At 63.3% G+C, this 21,788-nt stretch carries 12 protein-coding genes and 1 tRNA gene; 6 read left to right on the forward strand and 7 right to left on the reverse strand.

What is annotated here, in order from left to right:
* Window positions 1–149 precede the first annotated feature (149 nt).
* Window positions 150–234 (reverse strand) — tRNA-Leu (locus C5N93_RS05160).
* A 280-nt stretch (window positions 235–514) separates the two neighbouring features.
* Here C5N93_RS05160 and rnr point away from each other — a divergent pair.
* Together rnr and rlmB are read left to right on the forward strand one after the other, a co-directional pair.
* Window positions 515–3,070 (forward strand): ribonuclease R, encoded by a 2,556-nt coding sequence (gene rnr, locus C5N93_RS05165; RefSeq protein ID WP_242558521.1) that lies wholly within the window; start codon window positions 515–517, stop codon window positions 3,068–3,070.
* 184 nt (window positions 3,071–3,254) lie between these two features.
* Entirely contained in the window at window positions 3,255–4,040 is a 786-nt protein-coding gene (gene rlmB, locus C5N93_RS05170; RefSeq protein WP_242558522.1) for a 23S rRNA (guanosine(2251)-2'-O)-methyltransferase RlmB, read from the forward strand.
* A 39-nt stretch (window positions 4,041–4,079) separates the two neighbouring features.
* On the opposite strand, the gene C5N93_RS05175 is transcribed toward rlmB, so the two are convergent.
* The 3 genes from C5N93_RS05175 to tal form a co-directional block, all read right to left on the reverse strand.
* Window positions 4,080–6,935, reverse strand: a complete 2,856-nt coding sequence (locus C5N93_RS05175; protein ID WP_242558523.1) for a hypothetical protein — start codon at window positions 6,933–6,935, stop codon at window positions 4,080–4,082.
* Between the two features lie 427 nt (window positions 6,936–7,362).
* Window positions 7,363–10,164, reverse strand: coding sequence for a hypothetical protein (locus C5N93_RS05180; RefSeq protein WP_242558524.1), 2,802 nt, complete (start codon window positions 10,162–10,164; stop codon window positions 7,363–7,365).
* Between the two features lie 522 nt (window positions 10,165–10,686).
* On the reverse strand, window positions 10,687–11,679 hold the full coding sequence (tal, locus tag C5N93_RS05185) for a transaldolase (protein WP_170836319.1): 993 nt from the start codon (window positions 11,677–11,679) through the stop codon (window positions 10,687–10,689).
* A gap of 77 nt (window positions 11,680–11,756) precedes the next feature.
* Between tal and rpiA the strand changes: the two genes are divergently transcribed.
* On the forward strand, window positions 11,757–12,449 hold the full coding sequence (rpiA, locus tag C5N93_RS05190) for a ribose-5-phosphate isomerase RpiA (protein ID WP_242558525.1): 693 nt from the start codon (window positions 11,757–11,759) through the stop codon (window positions 12,447–12,449).
* A gap of 15 nt (window positions 12,450–12,464) precedes the next feature.
* Window positions 12,465–13,541, forward strand: coding sequence for a serine endopeptidase (locus tag C5N93_RS05195; RefSeq protein WP_242558526.1), 1,077 nt, complete (start codon window positions 12,465–12,467; stop codon window positions 13,539–13,541).
* A gap of 111 nt (window positions 13,542–13,652) precedes the next feature.
* On the opposite strand, the gene tetR is transcribed toward C5N93_RS05195, so the two are convergent.
* Window positions 13,653–14,273 (reverse strand): tetracycline resistance transcriptional repressor TetR, encoded by a 621-nt coding sequence (gene tetR / locus C5N93_RS05200; protein WP_242558552.1) that lies wholly within the window; start codon window positions 14,271–14,273, stop codon window positions 13,653–13,655.
* Window positions 14,274–14,380: 107 nt separating this feature from the next.
* Here tetR and tet point away from each other — a divergent pair, with 107 nt between their 5' ends.
* Window positions 14,381–15,586, forward strand: coding sequence for a Tet(A)/Tet(B)/Tet(C) family tetracycline efflux MFS transporter (gene tet / locus C5N93_RS05205; RefSeq protein ID WP_242558553.1), 1,206 nt, complete (start codon window positions 14,381–14,383; stop codon window positions 15,584–15,586).
* A gap of 50 nt (window positions 15,587–15,636) precedes the next feature.
* Here tet and C5N93_RS05210 read toward each other — a convergent pair whose 3' ends face one another.
* Together C5N93_RS05210 and argA are read right to left on the reverse strand one after the other, a co-directional pair.
* On the reverse strand, window positions 15,637–15,915 hold the full coding sequence (locus C5N93_RS05210) for an oxidative damage protection protein (protein WP_242558527.1): 279 nt from the start codon (window positions 15,913–15,915) through the stop codon (window positions 15,637–15,639).
* Window positions 15,916–16,102: 187 nt separating this feature from the next.
* Entirely contained in the window at window positions 16,103–17,452 is a 1,350-nt protein-coding gene (gene argA / locus C5N93_RS05215; RefSeq protein ID WP_242558528.1) for an amino-acid N-acetyltransferase, read from the reverse strand.
* A gap of 44 nt (window positions 17,453–17,496) precedes the next feature.
* Here argA and hrpA point away from each other — a divergent pair, with 44 nt between their 5' ends.
* Window positions 17,497–21,744, forward strand: a complete 4,248-nt coding sequence (gene hrpA / locus C5N93_RS05220; RefSeq protein WP_242558529.1) for an ATP-dependent RNA helicase HrpA — start codon at window positions 17,497–17,499, stop codon at window positions 21,742–21,744.
* Window positions 21,745–21,788 lie beyond the last annotated feature (44 nt).

Here is a 21,788-nt window from a genome sequence, read left to right on the forward strand (position 1 = left end):
GAGAGGACTCGGTCACGTTCCGCGACCCCGGCATCGCTTGCAAGCGATGCCTTTCGAGTCCCCACGCAATGTGCACTGGCACATTGCTTTCTGGGCAGATATGAAAAAAGCCGATGATCTTTCGATCATCGGCTTTTTTGTATTTTTTTTGGTGCCCAGAAGAGGACTCGAACCTCCACGGTGTTACCCGCTAGTACCTGAAACTAGTGCGTCTACCAATTCCGCCATCTGGGCCCCGTCAGCTCGCTGTGTTGCTTGCTCGCTGCGAAGAAGTGAGATTATGCGTAGGGGACGCGGGAGTGTCAACAGATTTGTGTAAAAAATTTTCTTTTCTCTCACGCACCCGGATCACCACGCTCAAATTCCGCACAGGTGGCAGTTTTCATGAGGTTTGCCGTATGATTGTCCCTGACTGTATGACGCCGCTCCCCGCGCGTCATCCAACTCCACGGACCGTCGGGCGCATGGTGCGCCACTCGGCCGGACTCAACCGGCACAGTAACGCTACCGACCTTTGAGCAAATATCCCTATCCGATCCCGAGCCGCGAAGAAATCCTCGGTGTCCTGCGCACCGCCGACTCCGCGCTGTCCGCCAACGATATCGCCGAAGCCCTCGCCATCAAAAAGCAGGAACGCGAAGGCTTCTTCAAGCGCCTCGCCGCCATGGAGCGCGATGACCAGATCCGCCTCGATCGCCGCGGTTACTATCAACTGACTCACCCCTCGAATTTCATCGCCGGCCGTGTCATCGGCCACCGCGACGGGTACGGCTTCGCCGTGCGCGACGACGACGGCGACGACCTCTTCCTCCCCAACGAGGAGATGAAGAAGGTCATGCACAACGACCGCGTCCTGCTGCGTATCGCCGGCTATGACCGCCGCGGCCGCCCGGAAGGCCACATCGTCGAGGTCGTCAGTCGCGCCAATACTCATGTCATTGGGCGTCTCCTCAACGAGAACGGCGTGATGATCGTCGCCCCCGAAGACAAACGCATCGGCCACGACATCCTCATCCCGCCCCGCGCCCAAGGTAAGGCCAAGGTCGGACAGGTCGTCTCCGTCGAACTCACCGATTACCCCAGCCGCTACAGTCAACCGATCGGCCGCGTCTCCGAAGTCCTCGGCGATATCGACGATCCCGGCATGGAAATCGAAATCGCCGTGCGTAAGTACGGCGTGCCTCATCAGTTTTCCGCCGAAGCGCTCGCCGCCGCCGGTGCACTCCCCGATGAAGTCCGCGCCCCCGATCTGCGTCATCGCATCGATCTGCGCGATGTCCCCCTCGTCACGATCGACGGCGAAGACGCCCGCGACTTCGACGATGCCGTCTACTGCGAACCCGCGAAGGTCGGCCGCAGTAACGGCTATCGCCTGATCGTCGCCATCGCCGACGTGTCGCACTACGTCGCCCCCGGCGGCCCGCTCGACGCCGACGCCCTCACGCGCAGTACCTCCGTCTACTTCCCGCGACGCGTCATTCCGATGCTCCCGGAGAAGCTCTCGAACGGACTCTGCTCGCTGAACCCGGACGTCGACCGCTGCGTGCTCGTGTGCGACGCGCTCATCGCCCCGAACGGCGAAGTGAAGGCCTATCAGTTCTATCCGGCGGTCATCCACTCCGCCGCTCGCCTGACCTACACGGAAGTGGCGGCAGTACTCGGCAACACGAAGGGCGCCGAAGCCCAGCGCCGCGCCAATCTGCTGCCGCACCTCCAGAATCTGTACGACCTCTACAAGGTGCTCGCAAAGGCCCGCAAATCGCGCGGCGCCATCGAGTTCGATTCGACGGAGACTTACATCGTCTGCAACGCGCAGGGCAAGATCGAACAGATCCTGCCGCGCACGCGCAACGACGCGCACCGCCTCATCGAGGAATGCATGCTCACGGCTAACGTGTGCGCTGCGGATTTCCTCAAGCGCCACAAGCAACCCGGCCTGTACCGTATTCACGCCGGTCCCTCGGGCGAGCGCCTTCAGGTCCTGCGCACGTTCCTCAAGACCCTCGGGCTCTCGCTCGGCGGTGGCGACGAACCGGCCACGTCCGATTATTCGGAACTGATGACGCAGATCGAGTCGCGTCCCGATGCGCCCATGCTCCAGACGATGCTGCTGCGCTCGATGCAGCAAGCCGTCTACAGCCCGGACAACATCGGTCACTTCGGTCTCGCTTATCCGGCCTACGCCCACTTCACGAGCCCGATCCGACGCTACCCCGACTTGCTCACGCATCGCGCCATCAAGGCGATTCTCGCGGGCAAGAAGTACGAGCCGGAAGTGCCCGAAGGCGTGGAGCTGACGACCGGCCTGTCGCCGCACGCGCGCAAGCTTCAGAAAGACGACGACGCGGCGAAGAACAAGAAGTCGCCGGCCGCCAGGAAGCGCGATGCGATCTGGGATGAACTCGGCCTGCATTGCTCCGCCAACGAACGTCGCGCCGATGAAGCGTCGCGCGATGTGGAAGCCTGGCTCAAGTGCTACTTCATGCGCGACAAGCTCGGCGAGGAATACGGCGGCACGGTCAGCGCCGTCACGTCGTTCGGCATCTTCGTGCAACTCGACGATCTCTTCATCGAAGGCCTTGTCCACGTCACGGAACTCGGCAGCGATTACTTTCAGTTCGATGAAGTCCGTCACGAACTGCGCGGCGAACGCACCGGCATTCGCTACCGTCTCACCGACCGCGTTCGCGTGCAGGTGAGCCGAGTGGATCTCGACGCGCGCAAGATCGACTTCCGCCTCGTGCGCGAGCCGAACGCCCGCTCGCTGGCGAAGACGTCCGGCCGTAGCGAGCGCGGTGGTGCACCTGCGCCGTCACCGGCTGCCGGCACGCCCGGTGTCGCCGGTTCGGCAAGCCCGGGCCCGACCATTCGTCAACTGCCCAAGGGCGGGGCGTTGCTCAACGGCGTGCAACCTGCGCCGGCTGGCAAGCGTCCGGCCAAGCCGAAGTCCGCAAAGGTGAAAGCAGCGCGCGCCGATCGCGGCGCCGCGCCTGCCAAGCACTCCGGTGGAAAAGCGCCGGCCAAGCGGCAAGGCGGGCAGGGAGGGCAGGCGAAGAAGCCGCGCCGGTAATGCAAGCCATGCGTTTGCGATATGAGGCGAGCCGTTTGCAGTAATATGGGCGCCTTTGTCGGCAACGACCGGCATCGGTACCCGCGATGAAGTGCGGCGGCGGTGGCCCTGACGGGCTCCCGCCGCCGCGGTGCTTTTGGGGCCTGCCCCGCGCCGAAGGCACACGCTATTTTGAGGATGCAAAATGAGTAAATTGAAATTGCTGTTCGGCTTTCATGCCGTCACCGCGCGCTTGCGTCACGATGCGACCAGCATCGAAGAAATCTTTTACGACCCGACCCGCCGCGACCGCCGCATGACGGACTTCCTCAAAGCCGTGGAGTCGTTCAAGAACGCCCCGGGCGTCAAGATCAAGGTGATTCAGGCCGACGGCAAGCGCCTCGACGGAATGGCCGGATCGTCGCGCCATCAAGGTGTCGTCGCGCAGGCGCAGGAAGTGTCGCTGGCGCTCAACCTCGACGAACTGCTCGACGGGATTTCGGGCGACCCGCTGTTGCTCGTGCTCGACGGCGTGACCGATCCCCACAACCTCGGCGCCTGCCTGCGTGTGGCAGACGGGGCTGGCGCGCATGCCGTGATCGCCCCGAAGGATCGCGCCGTCGGCCTGAACGCCACCGTCGCCAAGGTCGCCAGTGGCGCGGCCGAGACGGTGCCGTACATCATGGTGACGAACCTCGCGCGCACGCTGCGCGAACTCAAGGACCGTGGTATCTGGGTCGTGGGCACGTCAGACGACGCGCCCGCCGACATCTACGGTACGAAGCTCACCGGCCCGATGGCGATCGTCATGGGCGCCGAAGGCGAGGGCATGCGACGTCTCGTCGGCGAAACCTGCGACGAACTCATGAGCATTCCGATGGCCGGTGGCTGCGAAAGCCTGAACGTCTCCGTGGCGAGCGCCGTCTGTCTGTATGAAGCCGTGCGTCAACGTACGGCGGCAGCGAAGGGCGCCAAGGGCGCGAAGTCCTGATCCGGACCTGCGCCCCGCGCCGCCGGGGTGCAGGCGATCTCAGCTCGGGGTGGCTGGACTTTTACGACCTGCACCCGTTTGCAAGTCACCGATCGAGTGCTGCGAACTGTGCGCGCTGCCGATGCCGCCCGACGGCAGAGGCGGATAATCAGGTGCGACCAGGCGGTCGTAGCGTTGCTGAAGTTCGCGCAGAGCCTGATTGGCCGCTTCCTGCCGAACGCGCGTCTGTTCGCACGTCTGTTCGCGCCGCTGTTCGATAGTCCGCGCGCGTGCCATCACGTCGGCGTGGCGCTCGGCCCGCAACTGGGCATCTTCCCGGGCACGCTCGGTGGCTTTTCGCGTGGCATCCGCCTGAGCTCTCAGTGTCGCGGCGTGTGCCGCCTTTTGCTGTGCTTCCCGAGCCGACTTTTCCTGCGCAATGCGACTGGCCTCGTTCACCCGGCTCAGGGTCGCCTGCGCGGCGCGCTCCCTAGCCCGTTGTGTCGCCGTCTCCTGTGTCTTGCGTGTGGCCTGTTCGTACGATCGTTCCGCTGCCTGCTGAGCTGCCTGTTTCTGTGCATTCTTCAACGTTCTGCGCCGCGTTTCATCCGACAACCATGACGCCGCTCCCATTCCCGCCGACAGGGTCTGCGTTTTCAGTGTTTGCTGCGTTTTCCGGCGCGCCTCGAGAATACGCTGAGAATAGCTGGACGATTGCTCGGCAGCGTCGCGGCTCGCCGACGCCATCGCCGCGGCGCTCCTGGCCGTGAACGCAGCAGCAGCGGTCTGCTGCGCTTTCAACGCCTGTGCGCTGGTCGATGCCTTTTCGCTGCCATGCACCACCAGCGCTCGCGCCGATTCCCCGGATTGCGACTCCGTGCCGAGCAACGCTATGCCATATTCGTCAAACGCGGCGCGCCAGAGCGCCTCATATTTGCTCTCCACTTCATCTTGCGTCGCGTCGGGATGCCGGGTCAGAAACGTCCGGTAGGCATCGAGCACGCGCTGCTTGATCGCCTTCACGCAGTCCCCGCGTGCGTCCGTCAGAGCGCGCCGGTAGGAGGGCATCGTATCTTCGCAGATAGCGTCGATGATCCTCGACGGCGGTGTCTCACCCGGCATCTTTTGGTGCCAGGCGTCGTTAACGGTTTTTGTGACCATACTGCGGAATTCGTAAATCTCACCGTCTGTGTATTCCGTCAGACGCTTGTTCAGATGGTTGCCGCACGCGGTGCTCGCCATCCGGACCATGGCCGAATGCGTCAGTCGATGGCAGAGCTGATCGAGCCAGTGTGCCGCAGCCTGCCGTCTCACGTGACGTTGCGATGGGGGTTTGCGCGAATCGACGTGGCGAAGTTCCAGGCCACGCTCGACCATCACCCGCCGGTTAAACTTTGAGGCGAACGAAGACGATTCGGAGATATATTTCCTGCTGAACATCACCTGTCTGAACTTGAGGGCGTGCGGTGGTTGGTTCATGCGCCGATCAGGCCAGAGTTCTTTCATGAACCCGCGGTTTCCCAACTTATCTCGGGATAGCAACAGGATCTTGATACACCTTAACAACACCCCAGCGTCGACCAGCGCATCCATCGCGTGGATGAAGGCCTCGCCGAGCGGCTCGTCAAATCCGGCTCTCATTCCGGTCATCGACGTCAACTGATAGCCTTCGTCGCTATCGAACATCTCCCAAACCTCCCTTGGCGCCAATAGTTCGTCGTCCACCAGTTTGGCTAGCAATTGGAGGTACTCCGTTGTGCATCTAATGGATAGCTGGGCGGTCGCTGGTGAATCGCCGTTGGCATGTTTGAGACCCAGGGCGAGTGTCTTGACGACGTCGTTGGACAACAGCTGCTTCGCCTCTTCCTTCATCAGGGTGCGATCGCCGGCATGCATTTGATCGCGCAACCGATGCATCACAGCGGCCACGTGTTGAAACTCTCTGACCGTGGCGAAGTTGCTGTTGACGACACGAACGCTGTCGTCCAGAAGGAAGATGTAATCGAGCGGGCGGCGCATCACGGCCTGCACGGCCGGCAAGGGACCGCTGTCGAACGTTTCGCTATGGGACAGACGGCCGACCAGCACACGGCTGATGATCTTCGATGGCATGTCGTCCATGTCAATGGCCCGCGCGATGACCGCTTCCGCCGTCTGTATCTCGGGCGGCAGCGTGCCCGTCGAGTTGCCGGCGCGTGCAAATGCGGAGCTTCGGCTGACCGCTTTGACATTGTTCACGCGATTGCGAGCGTCAACCACCCTCAATTTGCCGTCGAACAACGTGTTTCCCGCGCCGAGTTGACCATGAATCCACAGCATCGGGGCTGTCCCCTCATGCGCATCGATTTCCCGGGCGAAGTAGACGTGAGTGGTCGTGCTTGTGCAAAAGGCAACGTACATCACGTCGGCCACGCCCAAACGTGATTGCATGTCGATCACGCCCGAGCGGGTTCCGATGTTCCACATGCCGTCGGCGATGGTCACGTCTTTGGGTCCCAGAATCGCCTGGAAGATCCGAGGCACGATCGTGTGCTTTGCGGGATCGAATGCCATCAGGTGCACGGTCTGATCCGTGGCGTCCGGTTGACTCGGCTGCGGCTCGAGTTCCTGGGAGAAGGGTTCCGCCGCCGTCTCGTAGCTGTCGCTCAGCCAGACTCGCAGCAAAGGCGCGAGTCCGTCCAGGCAGGTCGCATCGGGTTGGTAAAGCGCCGGGGGCGACGCAGAGGGGGACTCGGCTTGCGTGTTGGTACTGCTGTCGAGCGTGTAATTGAGTGTCAGCGTGCCTGGGCCGGATTCGGTGTCTGGTGATTCGAAGCCCAACAGGCGGCTCAGGCTCGGTGAGTTCCGGATCGGCTCCGCAACAAACGCCGGCGTATGGGTATCAGGCGCACCCGGCGTGCGAACAAGAGATTCCATGGATGCGCTGCGTGGGCGAAGCTGCATCATCGGCCATTCGGTTTTCGACGTGGTGGGACGTGGATCAAGCGCGAAGTCGGCTGATATCCGTTTCTTGAGGGGAAGTCTGTTCCGCGGATCAAGGGCTTCTGTGCGCTGTGCTTGCGCGCTTGATGCGGCACCCGAGACGATTTGCGTATTCAACGGCATGACGTGTAAAAGGGACGTCTGCACCCGGTGGCGGAAGTTTTTGCTTCGTAGACCGAATCGAGTGGCACGTCCGCAGGAGTTGAGGTCCGGCGAGTGTTGCGGGGGGCTCGAATCGGACCTTTCCGAAATCGCTCAGCGGTGACGTCAGTAAGCCGGAGCCTTGCGGCACCAAGGCGATGCGGCTCGCCACGATGTTCGCTTTGGGCGTCGTCATCAATGCACCGCTTGCGTCGGCGGATCAACCGGTCATCGCGACCTTGCTGCTTTTTGACTTCGAATCCTTCGACGACGTTTGCTCACGTGTGCCTCCCACTGGCCCTTGCGGTATCGTCGGGAATGTGTGCAAGGCGCCCGATGGTGCCTGGCGGGTGGCTTGTCGGCTCGTCGAGGGGGAGGAAGTATGAGCACTGAGCGCTTCCGAGCGTCGTTGCCGTGCGGCGGCATCGTGTGCGGCAGTCTCCTTCGCATGCGTCTCGATTCTTTGCTGTATGACTTGCCGCTGCATGACGGCTTCTGCCGCGCGTCGCTGCGCCTCCTGACGCGTTCGCTCTTGCGTCGCTTGCGCCGAGCGAGACGCGATCGTTTGTGCGATGCGCTGCTCAGCGGCCTGCTTGGCCCGCGCATTCGCTTCTTGCTGCGCTCGCCACTGGACGGTCTGCTGTGCATGGCCCTGTGCGGTTGTCGCGGCGCGCTGTTTTACCGCTTGCGTGACCCGTATCGCGGTTTCTTCTCTCGTTCGCGCGCCGATGGTTTCCGCCGCACGAGTCTTGATCTGTTGAGCAAGCCTCACCTTTATCTGCTCGGAACTCTTGAAATTTGCTGCAGATTGGACACGCTTCTCGGCGTCCGCCTGGGTCGACGCGTAAATCCGGGCGCGGCTGTGCCGGGTTGATGCTTCGTCCTCGCTTGGGAGCGCAGTCGTTGCGGCTGCGGACAGTGCCTCCGAGGCCTTCTCTCCATGATCTTCTTCACCGGCGCTCGACGTGTCGAGGGACGTATCTTCCCCGGCGACCATGCGCCGATAGCGCTGAAGTGCGCTATCGATGATGTCCTCTTTCGCCGTGGATAACGCTTCGGTGGTCGCATCCGGATGCCGGGCAAGAAATTCGCCGAACTGCTGAATGGCGCGCTGGATAATCTGATCCACCGCAGTGGTTCGGAGATCGGTCATGTCTCTTCGAAAGCCGGGGAGAATATCGTTGACGATCATGTTGATCATTGCCGGCGGGGGGGGTTCCGAAGGAAATTTCTCTTGCCATACTTTGCGCGAGGCCGATTCTACCCAGTGCGAAACCTGCGCCTCGTCGGCCGACGTGACCCGAGGCATTCGTGGCCGCAATACCTTTTCGAGGTTGATCAGACTAATCTTGTCGAGAACGTCCTTACAGAGAATTGCGCGAAACTGGTCGAGCGCACGATCAAGGCTGGTGCCGCTCCCGGTGTCCTGCATTTCGGCAGATTTCCGGGTGTGCGGGCAGAACTTGAGCGGGCGTACGGCGATAGTGTTGCGGCGCGAAGCGCTGGTCGACAGTGCGGTCAGATTGATGTAGCCCTTTTGCAGCAACATCCTCTTGAATTCCTTCGGAAGATTTCCTGCATCGTTGCGGTACGAGCTTGCGCAGAGTTCCCTCGCAAAGCCTTCCACCTTGGACGCCTGGGTTGCGACAACAATGCTCATGATGCTGAAAGTTTCGATGCCATGTCGATGTAGCGTGTCGAGCATCGCGACATACGTGTCCCCGAACGTTCGCACGATCCTGGCCTGGCGTCCGACCATGGAGGAGAATTGGTACCCCGCATGGGTCGCGAGCATGTTCCAGATATCCGTTGGGCAGAGCACTTGAGCATTCACCAGCGCGCTCAGCAGTTCGATGTAGGCAAGGGTTATGCGCTGGGACAATTCGGCCGCTGTCCTTGAATCGCCGTTGATATGCGCCAGCCCTTTGGAAAGCGTCGTCACATGCGTTTCTTGCAGAAGCGCCAGCGCGGCCTGCTTCATCGTCGTGGTGTTTCCGACGATCCTCCAGTCGCGGAGAGTATTGACCGCGACTGCCAGCGCCTGAAGTCGCGCGATGGTGGGGACGTCGCTATTCACATAGCGGGCGCCGGCATCTCTCAGATAAACGTATTCGATGCTGCGATTCACGAGCGCACGAAGCGACGAGAACAGGTTGTCGCATGCGACTTCTGTATCGATCATGCGGCCGACATACAGGCGCGATTCGATTTGCTCGACGCTTTTGTTGATTCTCATGGCTTCGACGATCACTTTTTCCGCGCTGGGGTGCACGGGTCTGGCCGTGTTTTCCGTGTCATTGACGCGATAGAACGACGACGGCGCATTGTGGACGACGCGCCGTGCGTCGACGATGGTCAGCCTGCCCTCGACGACGGTGTCCGCGTCGCCAAAGGCGCCCTGGTAGTGGATCGGCAACCGAGGACACGTTTTCGTGGACGGATCGAGTTCCTGGGCGAAGTAGATCGTGGTGCCGCCCTGTGTGTTGTACATCACGTACATCAGGTTCTCGGCGCGGATCTTTTCCTGTGCTGCGATGGCGCCCGACGGGGTTGCGATGTTCCAGCCGTCCTGCGTCTTGTGAACGACATCGACCCCCATGATCTTCTGAAAGATGATGGCGGAGGCGTCGTGGAGCAGCGGATCGAATGCGCTTCGCAGCGCAACGATCGGTGCCAGAGGCCTGTTCGCCTGTGGCGCGTTCAACGTTGACCCACCCGGGGCGGACAGCACTTTCGTCAGCGAGGGGCAGGACGTTGCCAGCGTCTTGGAGAGTTCGATGACCTCGACAGATGCGCTTCGAACGGGGCCGTCGATGGTCTCAGGTCGGCACTCCGGTGAATCCTCGTCGTCACCGGAAGAGGGAGCGCGCCCGGCTGCTGCGCTTGCGACAAGGCGACGCGTTGTCAAATGATGTTCGACCGTCACTGGCAACGTCCCGGGGGCGGTGGTGCTCAAATCGAGCGGCAGTTGTGACGCACCGCATTGCCGGTTTGCCGGACTGAGATCCAGCGCGGCGTACAAGCTGACGTCGTGCGGGTGGGCGGGATGGATAGCAAGTGGGCGAACGAGTGATCCCCGGGGCGGTGGCGATGCGCTCAAGCGAAGGGTGGGGCCGAACTGAGAGGGGCGTAGTTCTCGCGGCGCGTTCAGGAATTCACTGACCAGTCGTTTCTTGAAATGTTTGGCAGTCTGCCTCACCGTCGTGACAGCACGCTGAACCTGCTCGGAGACGGTTGAAGTCGTAGGAGACGTCGGAGAAACCATGGTGATGGGTGGCGGAATGGGATCGCTCGGTGGCTGTCATCGGAGACGATGCAGAACAGGCCGGGCGAAACACACCGAAGAGAGTTGAGGTGTCGCGAGTGTTGCGAGGGGGAGGTGTGCGACCTTTCGGAAATCGCTCAGCGACGGTGTCGGTTGCGACAGACTTGGTCGCTGTAAGGCAGCGGGATGCTGTGACGCCGTGGTTTGGGGGAAGTCATTGCCGCGCGCGCGGCCTCATTGCCGCGGCGCGTGCGTTATTGCGAGGCATATTGCGTTGATTTATCGCGCTGCGGCAATCAACGCTTCGAGCTTGAGGGCGTCGGCGGCAAACGCGCGAATGCCTTCCGCGAGCTTTTCGGTGGCCATGGCGTCGTCGTTCAGGGCGAAGCGGAACGAGGGTTCATCCGTCTTCACGCGTTCGATGCTCGCGTTGCGCGCTTCCTTCACATCGAGCTGGCGTTTGACTTCGCCTTCGGTGGTGCGTAATTGCTCCAGCAGCGCCGGGCTGATCGTGAGCAGATCGCAGCCGGACAGCGCCAGGATCTGACCCGTGGAGCGGAAGCTCGCGCCCATCACTTCCGTGTCATGGCCGAAGTGCTTGTAATAGCGATAGATGCTGGCCACCGAGCGCACGCCTGGATCGTTCTCGCCGGCATTGGCCGCTTCGTCCCAGTTGGCGCCGGCCGACTTCTTGTACCAGTCGTAAATGCGTCCGACGAACGGCGAGATCAGGCGTGCCCCGGCTTCGGCACAGGCGGCGGCCTGAACCAGCGAGAAGAGCAGCGTCATGTTGCAGCGAATGTTGTCGCGCTCGAGAATTTCGGCGGCGCGAATGCCTTCCCACGTCGATGCGATCTTGATCAGCACGCGCTTGCGCTCGATGCCTTCGGCTTCGTACATCGCAATGAGCTTGCGGGCGCGGGCCACCGTGCCTGCCGTGTCGAACGACAGACGGGCATCGACTTCCGTCGATACGCGCCCGGGCACGATATCGAGAATTTCGCGACCGAAGGCGATCAGCAGGCGATCGATGATCTCGTCCGTCGATGCCGAACGATGCTCGCCGACCACACGCGTGAGGATCGGGCGATAGGCGTCCTTCTGGACGGCGCCGAGAATCAGCGAGGGATTGGTGGTCGCGTCTTGCGGCTTGTAGGCGTCCATCGCCTGAAAATCGCCGGTGTCGGCGACCACGATGGTGTGACGCTTGAGTTGATCGAGCAGATTCATGAGAGCGGCCTTGCGAGAAATGCACTGCGTGACATGAGGCATGCCGGGCGACGAAAAACGGCGCGCCACGCCCGACTCCGGTAAACTTCCGACTTTACCAAACTTTGCCGGAAATCCCCATGACCCAGGACGAACTCAAACGCTTGGTTGGCCAGGCAGCGGCCGACTATGTGAACCAGCACGTGCCCGAGGGCAGCGTGATCGGCGTGGGCACCGGGTCCACCGCCAACTGCTTCATCGATGCGCTCGCCGCGCACAAGCGCCGCTATCGCGGCGCGGTCTCCAGCTCCGAAGCGAGTACCGAGCGTCTGCGCAAGCACGGCATCGAGGTGTTCGACCTCAATCAGATCGACAGCCTGCCCGTCTACGTCGACGGTGCCGACGAAATCAACGCGCTGGGCCATATGGTCAAGGGCGGCGGCGGGGCGCTCACGCGTGAGAAGATCGTGGCGTCGGTGGCGCGCGAATTCGTCTGCGTGGTCGATGCCTCCAAGGAAGTCGCCGTGCTCGGCGTCTTCCCGTTGCCGGTCGAAGTGATTCCGATGGCGCAGGCGAGCGTCGCGCGTGCGCTCGAAGCGCTTGGCGGCAAGCCGCAGGCCCGTGTGCGCGCCGACGGCAGCCCGTACATGACCGACAACGGTTGCGCGATTCTCGACGTGCACGGCTTGCAGATCATCGACCCGGTCGCCTTCGAGACGAAGGTCAACCAGATCCCCGGCGTGGTGACGGTCGGCCTCTTTGCACAACGCGGCGCAGACCTTACCCTCATGGGTACGCCGTCGGGCGTTCGTACGATCCACTACAAAGACTGATCTCAGGAGGGCAGGATGGCTGGATCCCGTCGTCTTCCCGAAACCTGGTTCCGCCGCGGCCTCTGGCTGATCGCCGTGTTGTTCGCGGCGTTTCTCATTGGCCTTGGCGGTCTTGTCGTCGACAAATTGCCGGGCGTAGCGGCTCCCCCGACGCTGGCTTCCTTCGTCGATGTCGCGCAGGCCCAACGCGCCGATGCGGCGATCAAGCAGGCGCAGACACAACTGGAAGATGTCGAAAGCCAGTTGGAGACAGCGCGCCTGCAACTCAAGGCGCGCAGCACGGCCTACCGCAATGCCCGCGAGTCTTTCAACGACTGGGTGGCGACACGGACGGCCACCGCGCAGGCCAGTCAGGACGCCGAACTCATCTCCCGCACCCGGGCGCTCGATACGCTCAAAGCCGCCGAGCGCGACGCGCAGACGCAGGTCGACAGCCTGGAGTCGAAGCAGTTGGAGGCGCAACGGGCGGTGCAATCGACGCGCGAGGCGCGCTTTGCCCTGAACGAAGCGGCGAGCGAGCAGTTGGCGGCGGTGCAGCGTTCGCAGGAATTGAAGGTGTTCGGCATACGGCTGGCGTTGACGCTGCCGTTGCTCGCGATTGCCGGCTGGCTTTTCGTGCGTCAGCGCAAGAGCACGTGGTGGCCGTTCGTGTGGGGCTTCATCTTCTTCGCGCTGTTCGCATTCTTCGTCGAACTGGTGCCATATCTGCCGGATTACGGCGGCTACGTGCGGTACCTCGTCGGTATCGTTCTCACGGTACTGATCGGTCGTTACGCGATCGTCTCGTTACAGCGTTATCTCGCACGGCAGAAGGCTGAAGAGCAATTGCCGGACGAAGAGCGTCGCAAGACGTTGTCATACGATCTGGCGCAGGCGAGGCTGGCGAAGTCGGTGTGTCCGGGATGCGAGCGGCCGGTCAAGCTGGATGACCCGGATCGTGACTATTGCGTGCACTGCGGCATTTGCCTGTTCGACCATTGTGGCACGTGCAAGACGCGCAAGAACGCGTTTGCGCACTTTTGCCATCATTGCGGCGCGCGTTCGACGGGCACAAACGCCGATCTGCAATCCCACCCGAGTCCCGCGGCATGATCGCTGGATAAGTCAACGTGCTCGGCGAGTGCGCTGAAGTTTCGGTGCACTCGCTGTATGTCACCTCCGCCTGTTCTGGCCTGATCGGGGCCACGTCCACGGGCAAACGGCTCACCCGGCACGCCGTACCTCCAGCCCGTCGACCAGCGCGTCCAGTCCCAGCGCAAATGTGGCGTCCGGCCCTTGCGCTCCTATCTCATCGAAAAGCTGCTGAAGAAAGGCGGATGGTTCCGGCACGTCGGCATCGGCGCCCATCTGCCGAGTTGGCGCGTTCGCCTCATATCCCTGTTGTTCCATGACGGCGCCGACCGTGTAATGGCTGATGGCGATCAAGGCATGGGCGGCATCGGTCGGGCTGAATCCTGCGTTGCACAGGAAACGGATTTGCGCTTCGATGACACCGAACTGTGGCGCTGAAGGCCGTGTGCCCGCGTGAATGCGTGCTCCATCGCGATAAGCCAGCAGGGCATTCCGGAAGCTGTGCGCGTTTTCCTTCAGGAAAACCTGCCAGTCCTCGCCGACCACAGGCAGCGAACGCCGATGACGTTGCGTGAGCATCGCTTCCGCCAGCGCGTCCAGCAGAGCGCGCTTGTTCCGAAAATGCCAGTACAGCGCAGGCTGCTGCACATCAAGCCGGTCAGCCAGCTTCCGTGTCGTCAAGCCATCGACGCCGACCTCGTCGAGCAGATCGAGGGCGGCGCGAATCACGCTGGCCCTATCCAGTTTCGTCATCGTCTGTCTCATCTTTCTTTCTGAATTTATCGATGATAAAATTTTTAAGTTATTTATCAATGATAAATTTTTTGGAAAATTCCGTGAGTGCATCGCTTTTCGTCGTCATGATCGTGGTCGTACTCGATGCGATGGGGCTTGGGTTGATCATGCCGGTGTTGCCGACATTGCTGCGCTCCTTCGTGCCGGGCGATCAGGTGGCAGCCCATTACGGTGTGCTGCTCGCGCTCTATGCGTTGATGCAGGTTGTTTTCGCGCCGGTGCTCGGGCGTATGTCGGATCGGTATGGGCGGCGTCCCGTGTTGATGGTGTCGCTGGCCGGGGCGGCGCTCGACTACGCGGTCATGGCGTCGGCGCCGATGCTGTGGGTGTTGTACGTGGGGCGAAGCATTTCGGGTATCACGGGGGCGACGGCGGCGGTGGCGGCGTCGACTGTCGCCGACGTTACGGCACCTTCGGCGCGCGTGCGCTGGTTCGGCTATATCGGCGCGGGTTTTGGCGCGGGCATGATTGCGGGGCCGGCACTGGGCGGCCTGCTGGCGGGGCATTCGGCGCATACCCCCTTCGCGGCGGCCGCCGCGCTCAACGGGGTGGGGCTGGTGCTTGCTGGATGTCTGTTAAGGGAAACGCGGCAGGCGCATCGAGAGGGGCGGGGCCGCAGAGCGGTACGCACAGTACGAGCGGGTGAACGCGTCCGCGTGCTGGCCGGTTTTCGCGTCGGCGGTGCTTTTCGGGGGATGGCGGGATTGATCGGTGTGTTCTTCGTCGTTCAGTTCATCTCGCAGGTGCCGGGCGCATTGTGGGTCGTGTATGGCGAGGACCGTTTCTGTTGGGACACCACAAGGGTGGGGGTGTCGCTGGCGGTCTTCGGCGCCGTGCACGCGTTGTTTCAGGCGGTGTTGGCGGGGCCGTTGTCGGTGCGATTGGGAGAGCGCAGAACGCTGCTGCTGGGGATGGCGGCGGATGCCCTGGGGTTCGTGATGCTGGCGTTTGCCACTACGGGATGGATGGTCTTCCCGGTCTTGTTGCTGCTTGCCGCCGGGGGCGTGGGCATGCCGGCTTTACAGGCGATGTTGTCGAGGGGTGTCGATGAGGCTGCGCAGGGTGAGTTGCAGGGCGTATTGACGAGCCTGACGAATGCGAGTGGCATCGTAGGGCCGTTGTGCTTCACGGCCTTATATTCGGCGACGCGCCTGGTGTGGCCCGGATGGGCATGGATGACGGGCGCTGTTCTGTATGCGGTGTGTGTGCCGGTGGTGTATCGATGCACCGCGACGCGGCACCGTCCGGAGGGCGGTTCAAGGGGGAGATAAAGCGCCGAAGCACGCGCCGCACCCGGTCCCCGCCCACCTGACGCGAGGTATTACTCGGCTGCCGGCGGCGGCACGTAGCCTTGCGCCACGTCGGCGCCATCGCCGAAGAAATACTTCTCGGTTTGCTTGACGAGATACTGGCGGGCGCGCGGATCGGCCATGTTCAGGCGGTTCTCGTTGATGAGCATCGTCTGTTGCTTGAGCCATCCGGCCCAGGCTTCCTTGGAGACGCTTTCCCAGAGGCGTTTGCCGAGTTCACCGGGCATCGGGGGGAAATCGAGACCTTCGGCTTCTTTGCCGAGCTTGATGCATTGAACCATGCGGGCCATGAGGGGACTCCTTCGTGATCGTCGTATGTGTGTGAATGGGTGGCTGGCGCGCGTTCACCGGATTGCTGCCGTGGCAAGGGCAGCCGGTGAGTCGAAGCGCTGGCCGATATCCGGATATGGGGGCAGGGGCGCACGATGCAAGGGCGGTTGTCGAACCCTTGCCGCGCCGCCCCTGACCCTCCTGAAATTACAGCTTCTTGATGAGCACCAGCGAGCGGCGCTGCCAGTTGTAGAGCCGGCGCCGGTCGGCGGGCAGATCATCTACGCCTGCCTTGACGAAGCCGCGCTTGAGGAACCAGTGCTCCGTGCGGGTCGTGAGCACGAACAGCCGCTCCAGACCGCGCGCGCGGGCGCGCTGCTCGATGTGCTTGAGCAGACGTTCACCGTCGCCCGATCCCTGAGCTTCCGGATCGACCGTCAGGCAGGCCATCTCACCAATGCGCTCCGTCGGATACGGGTAGAGTGCGGCGCAGCCGAACAGGCGCCCATCGTGCTCGATGACCGAGAAATGATCGATGTCGCGCTCCAACTGGTGACGGCCGCGCCGCACCAGCGTGCCGTCGGCCTCCAGCGGCTCGATGAGTTGCAGGATGCCGCCGACGTCGTCGATGGTCGCCTCGCGCAGGCTTTCCAGATTCTCGTACGAGATCATCGTGCCGACGCCATCGTGCGAGAAGAGTTCGAGCAGCATGCTGCCGTCGAGCGCGAACGGCACGATGTGGGCACGGCCCACGCCGGCGCGGCAGGCGCGCGTCGCATACTTCAGATAGAACGCCGAGTCGCGGTCGATCGTGCCCTGCGACTGCATGCGCTGGGCGTCTTCGAGCGTCAATTCACGCTGCAACTCGTTGTATTCGTTGAGAACGCCGGGCGTCTCGGTGATGAAGATCAGCTTGTCCGCGCGCAGCGCAATCGCTGCCGACGACGCCACGTCTTCCATCGTCAGATTGAACGACTGCCCGGTCGGCGAGAAGCCGAGAGGCGAGAGCAGCACGATCTTGCCGTTCGCGAGCGACAGGCGAATCGATTCCGCGTCGACCTTGCGAACCACGCCCGTGTGCTGGAAGTCCACGCCGTCGACGATCCCGACCGGGCGGCCCGTGACGAAGTTACCCGACACCACGCTGATGCGCGCGTTGCCCATCGGCGTGTTCGGCAGCCCCTGGCTGATCGACGCCTCGATGTCCAGACGCAACTCGCCGGCGGCTTCCTTCACGGCTTCGAGCGCGGCGGCATCCGTGATGCGCAACTGCTGGGCAAAGTGCGATTCGATATGTCGCAGGCGCATCTGCTCTTCGACCTGCGGTCGCGAGCCGTGCACCAGCACGATGTGCATGCCCATGGCGCAGAGCAGCGCGACGTCCTGAATCAGGGAGTCGAGCCCGCCTGCCGCGACCAGTTCGCCGCCAAAGGCGACCACGAAGGTCTTGTCACGGAATGCATGGATGTAGGGGGCGACCGAACGCAGCCAGTCTACGAACTGGGCTTGATGGGCGGTCTCTTCGTCTTGGAGGGCGGGGTCGGGTTCGGTCAGCATGGGTGTACGTGCGCAAACATGCGCAGATTATATAATGCGCGCCCATGGCAAGTGATGAACGAAATCGACAATCTCAGCCCCCGAAGCCGAAAGTGACGGCGCCGGGGCAGACGCGTGCCCAAACCGCAGGCACGTCGCAAACTTCCGACCCCGGGAATCCCGTGAGGACGGGCAAGCCGCAGCCGCCTGCGCAGCCGGCCGACAAGGGCCGCCCGACGAAGGGCGGTGCCGGCACAGGAAACCCCGGGCAGCCCAAAGGCGCGCGCGCAGACAGTGGGCCGACGGCCGGCGCACGCCGTGCGTCCCCCGCCGAGCGAGAGGCGGAACGCGTCAAACGCGATGCCGAACGCCTGGCCGCCCGGCAGGCCGCCGCCAACCGTGTGCCGGAGATCGCCTTCCCCGAAGCGCTGCCGGTGTCCGGCCGACGCGAGGAGATCGCGCGCGCTATCGCCGACCATCAGGTCGTGATCGTGAGCGGTGAGACCGGCTCGGGCAAGACCACGCAGCTTCCCAAGATATGCCTGGCGCTGGGCCGCGGCCTGGGCGCGGGCGGTACCGGCCTCATCGGTCACACGCAGCCGCGCCGGATCGCTGCCTCGGCCACGGCACGCCGCATTGCCGACGAACTGAACACGCCGTTGGGCGAAATCGTCGGCTTCAAGGTGCGCTTCAACGACACGCTCTCGAATGGCGCGTCCGTCAAATTGATGACGGACGGGATTCTCCTCGCCGAGACGCAGACCGATCCGTTGTTGCGTGCGTACGACACTATCATCATCGACGAGGCGCACGAGCGCAGTCTGAACATCGACTTCCTGCTCGGCTACCTCAAGCAGTTGCTGCCGCGCCGCCCCGACCTGAAGGTCATCATCACCTCGGCGACCATCGACGCCGACCGCTTCGCCCGCCACTTCGGCACAGGCGAGGGAGATGCGCTGCGTCCGGCGCCGGTCATCGAAGTGAGCGGACGTCTGTATCCGGTCGAGGTGCGCTATCGACCGATTCAGGATGACGTGCGCATCGCGAACGCCGAGGGACGTGATGGACGCGAGGGCAGCCGCGCCAGCGCGCGCGACCGCGAGCGCGATCTGATGGACGGCATCGTCGATGCCGTCGACGAACTCTGTCGCGAAGGCTCGGGCGACGTGCTCGTCTTCCTGCCCGGCGAGCGCGAAATTCGCGAGGCGGCCGAATCGCTGCGCAAGCACCATCCACCGCACACCGAGATTCTGCCGCTGTTCGCGCGCCTGTCGGCGACCGATCAGGAGCGGGTGTTCAAGCCGTCGAACGCGCGACGCATCGTGCTCGCCACCAACGTTGCCGAAACGTCGCTGACCGTGCCGGGTATCCGGTACGTGGTCGACGCGGGCACGGCGCGCGTGAAGCGCTACTCGTACCGCAACAAGGTCGAGCAGTTGCAGATCGAGTCGATCTCGCAGGCGGCGGCGAATCAGCGGGCAGGGCGATGCGGCCGTGTGGCCGACGGCGTGTGTATCCGTCTGTACGACGAGGCCGACTTCCAATCGCGCGCGCGCTTCACCGATCCGGAAATCCTGCGCTCGTCGCTCGCCGCCGTCATCTTGCGGATGCAGTCGCTGCGACTCGCGAAAGTCGAGGAATTCCCGTTCATCGAGCCGCCGCCGGGTCGCGCCATCGCCGACGGCTACCAGTTGCTGAACGAACTGGGCGCCGTCGACGACGCCAATCAGCTCACCCCGCTCGGTCGCGAACTGGCGCGCCTGCCGCTGGATCCGCGCGTAGGTCGCATGATCCTCGCCGCGCGCGACCAGCAGTCGCTGCGCGAAGTGCTGATCATCGCCAGCGGTCTGGCCGTGCAGGACCCGCGCGACCGGCCGATCGAAGCGCAGGACGCCGCCGACAACGCCCATAAGAAGTTCGCCGACGAGCGCTCCGAATTCCTCTCGTGGATCAAGATCTGGAAGTGGTTCGAAGACGCCATCGCGCACAAGAAGTCCAACCGTCTGCTCGCGCAGGCGTGCCGCGAGAACTTCCTGTCGCAACTGCGGCTGCGCGAATGGCGCGACGTGCACAGCCAACTGCTCACCGTGGTGCGCGAGCAAGGCTGGCGCCTCAACGAGTCCGAGGCGACCTACGAGCAGGTGCATCTGGCCTTGCTCGCGGGGTTGCTCGGCAATATCGGCTGCAAGGCCGACGACGATCCGCACTTCCTCGGCGCGCACGGTATCAAGTTCCACATCTGGCCGGGGTCCTCGTTCGTGAAGAAGGCTGGGCGCTGGGTGATGGCCGGCGAACTCGTCGAGACGAGCCGCCTCTATGCGCGCTGCATCGCCCGCATCGAGCCGGAGTGGATCGAGCGCGTGGGCAAGCATCTGGTGAAGACGTCGCTGTCCGACGCGCACTGGGAAAAGAAGGCCGCGCAGGTTGTCGCCTACGAGCGCGGCACGCTCTACGGTCTGACGATCTACGCGCGCCGACGCATGAACTTCGGCCCGCGCGATCCGCGTCGTGCGCGTGAGATTTTCCTGCGCAGCGCCCTGGTCGAAGGCGAATGGGAGACGAAGCTCCCGTTCTACGCGCATAACCGCAAGCTCATCGCGGACATCGAGCAACTCGAACACAAGTCGCGTCGTCAGGACGTGCTGGTCGACGACGAACTGATCTACGCGTTCTACGACGCTCACGTGCCCGCCGACCTGTACGACGGCGCGAGCTTCGAGCATTGGTATCGCGAGACGTCGAAGGGCGCGCCGAAACTGCTCTATCTCGTGCGCGACGATCTGATGCGTCACGAGGCCGCGGGCGTGACGACCGACCTCTTCCCGAAGAAGACGGCGATCGCGGGCATCGAAATGGCGCTCACGTACCACTTTGAGCCGGGTACGCCGCGCGACGGTGTCACGCTCGCCGTGCCCCTCTATGCGCTCAATCAGGTCGACGCCCGCCGCTGCGAGTGGCTGGTGCCGGGCATGCTCAAGGAGAAGGCGCATCTGCTCATGAAGTCGTTGCCGCAGAAGCTGCGCCGTCACTTCGTGCCGTTGCCGGAATACGCGGCAGGTTTCGTCGACCGGGCGACGTTCGGGCAGGGGGCGTTGCTTGACGCCCTGATGGCCGACGCGCGCGAGTTGACCGGCGTCATGCTCAAGTCGAGCGACTTCAAGCTGGAAGTGCTCCCGGCGCACCTGTCGATGAACTTCAAGGTGATCGACGAGCATGGGCGTCAGCTCGGCATGGGGCGCAACCTTGCACAACTGCGCGCCGAACTCGGCCAGCAGGCGCAACGTACCTTCCAGCAACTCGCGGCGAAGAGCGGGGCGACGCCGACCGGTGTCGTGTCGGCGGACGCCGGGCCAGCGCAAGGTCAAAGCGGGCGTGATGGCGCGAAGGCCGGTCAGTCGGGCAAGGGGACTGGCAAAGTCGCGGCGCCAACCGCTTCGTCGTCGGCGGCCGTCGAACCCGGTCGTTACGACAACCTCACGACATGGAGCTTCGGCGAACTGCCGGAAATGCTCGAGATCCGCCGGGGCGGTCAGACGCTGTTCGGCTACCCGGCGCTCGTCGACCGGGCAGACCATTGCGATCTGGAAGTGTTCGACGACCCGGACGAGGCGCAGCGCCAGCACCGTGCCGGTCTGCGGCGTCTTTTCGCGATCCAGTTGCGCGAGCAGGTGAAGTACCTCGAGAAGAACATCCCCGGTTTGCAGCAGATGGCCATGCAATACATGAGTCTCGGCACGCAAGAGGAACTGCGCGACCAGATCGTGGATCTGGCGCTGGAGCGCGCCTGTTTGCAGTTGCCGTGGCCGAGCGACAATGCGTCGTTCGTGGCGCGCAAGGACGAAGGGCGGGGACGTCTGACGTTGCTCGCGCAGGAGATCGCGCGGCTGGCCGGGCAGATTCTGGCCGAGTACGCAGCGCTACAGAAGAAGCTGGCGCAGGCCAAGCCGTTCGCACAGGCGTACGCCGATCTGACGGCGCAGTTGCAGCGGCTGATCGGCAAGCGCTTCCTGATCGACACGCCGTACGCGCAACTGGCGCATTTCCCGCGCTATCTGAAAGCGATGGCGGGCCGTATCGACAAGCTCAAGGCCGATCCGACCCGCGACGCACGCGCCATGAGCGAACTGGGGCCATTGCTGCAAAACTGGCAGCGCGCGACATCGCAACGACGCGATCACGGCGACGTGCGGCTCGACGAGTTCCGCTGGCTGCTCGAAGAGTTGCGGGTCTCGCTCTTCGCGCAGGAGTTGCGCACGCCGATGCCGGTGTCGGTCAAGCGTCTGCACAAGGTCTGGGAGGCGTTGCAGCGCTGACATGGCGTGGATGTCGCGCTGTTGGGGACACCCCGGCCTGCCGC

The sequence above is a fragment of the Pandoraea sp. LA3 genome, from assembly GCF_022696215.1.
Lineage (GTDB): Bacteria > Pseudomonadota > Gammaproteobacteria > Burkholderiales > Burkholderiaceae > Pandoraea > Pandoraea capi.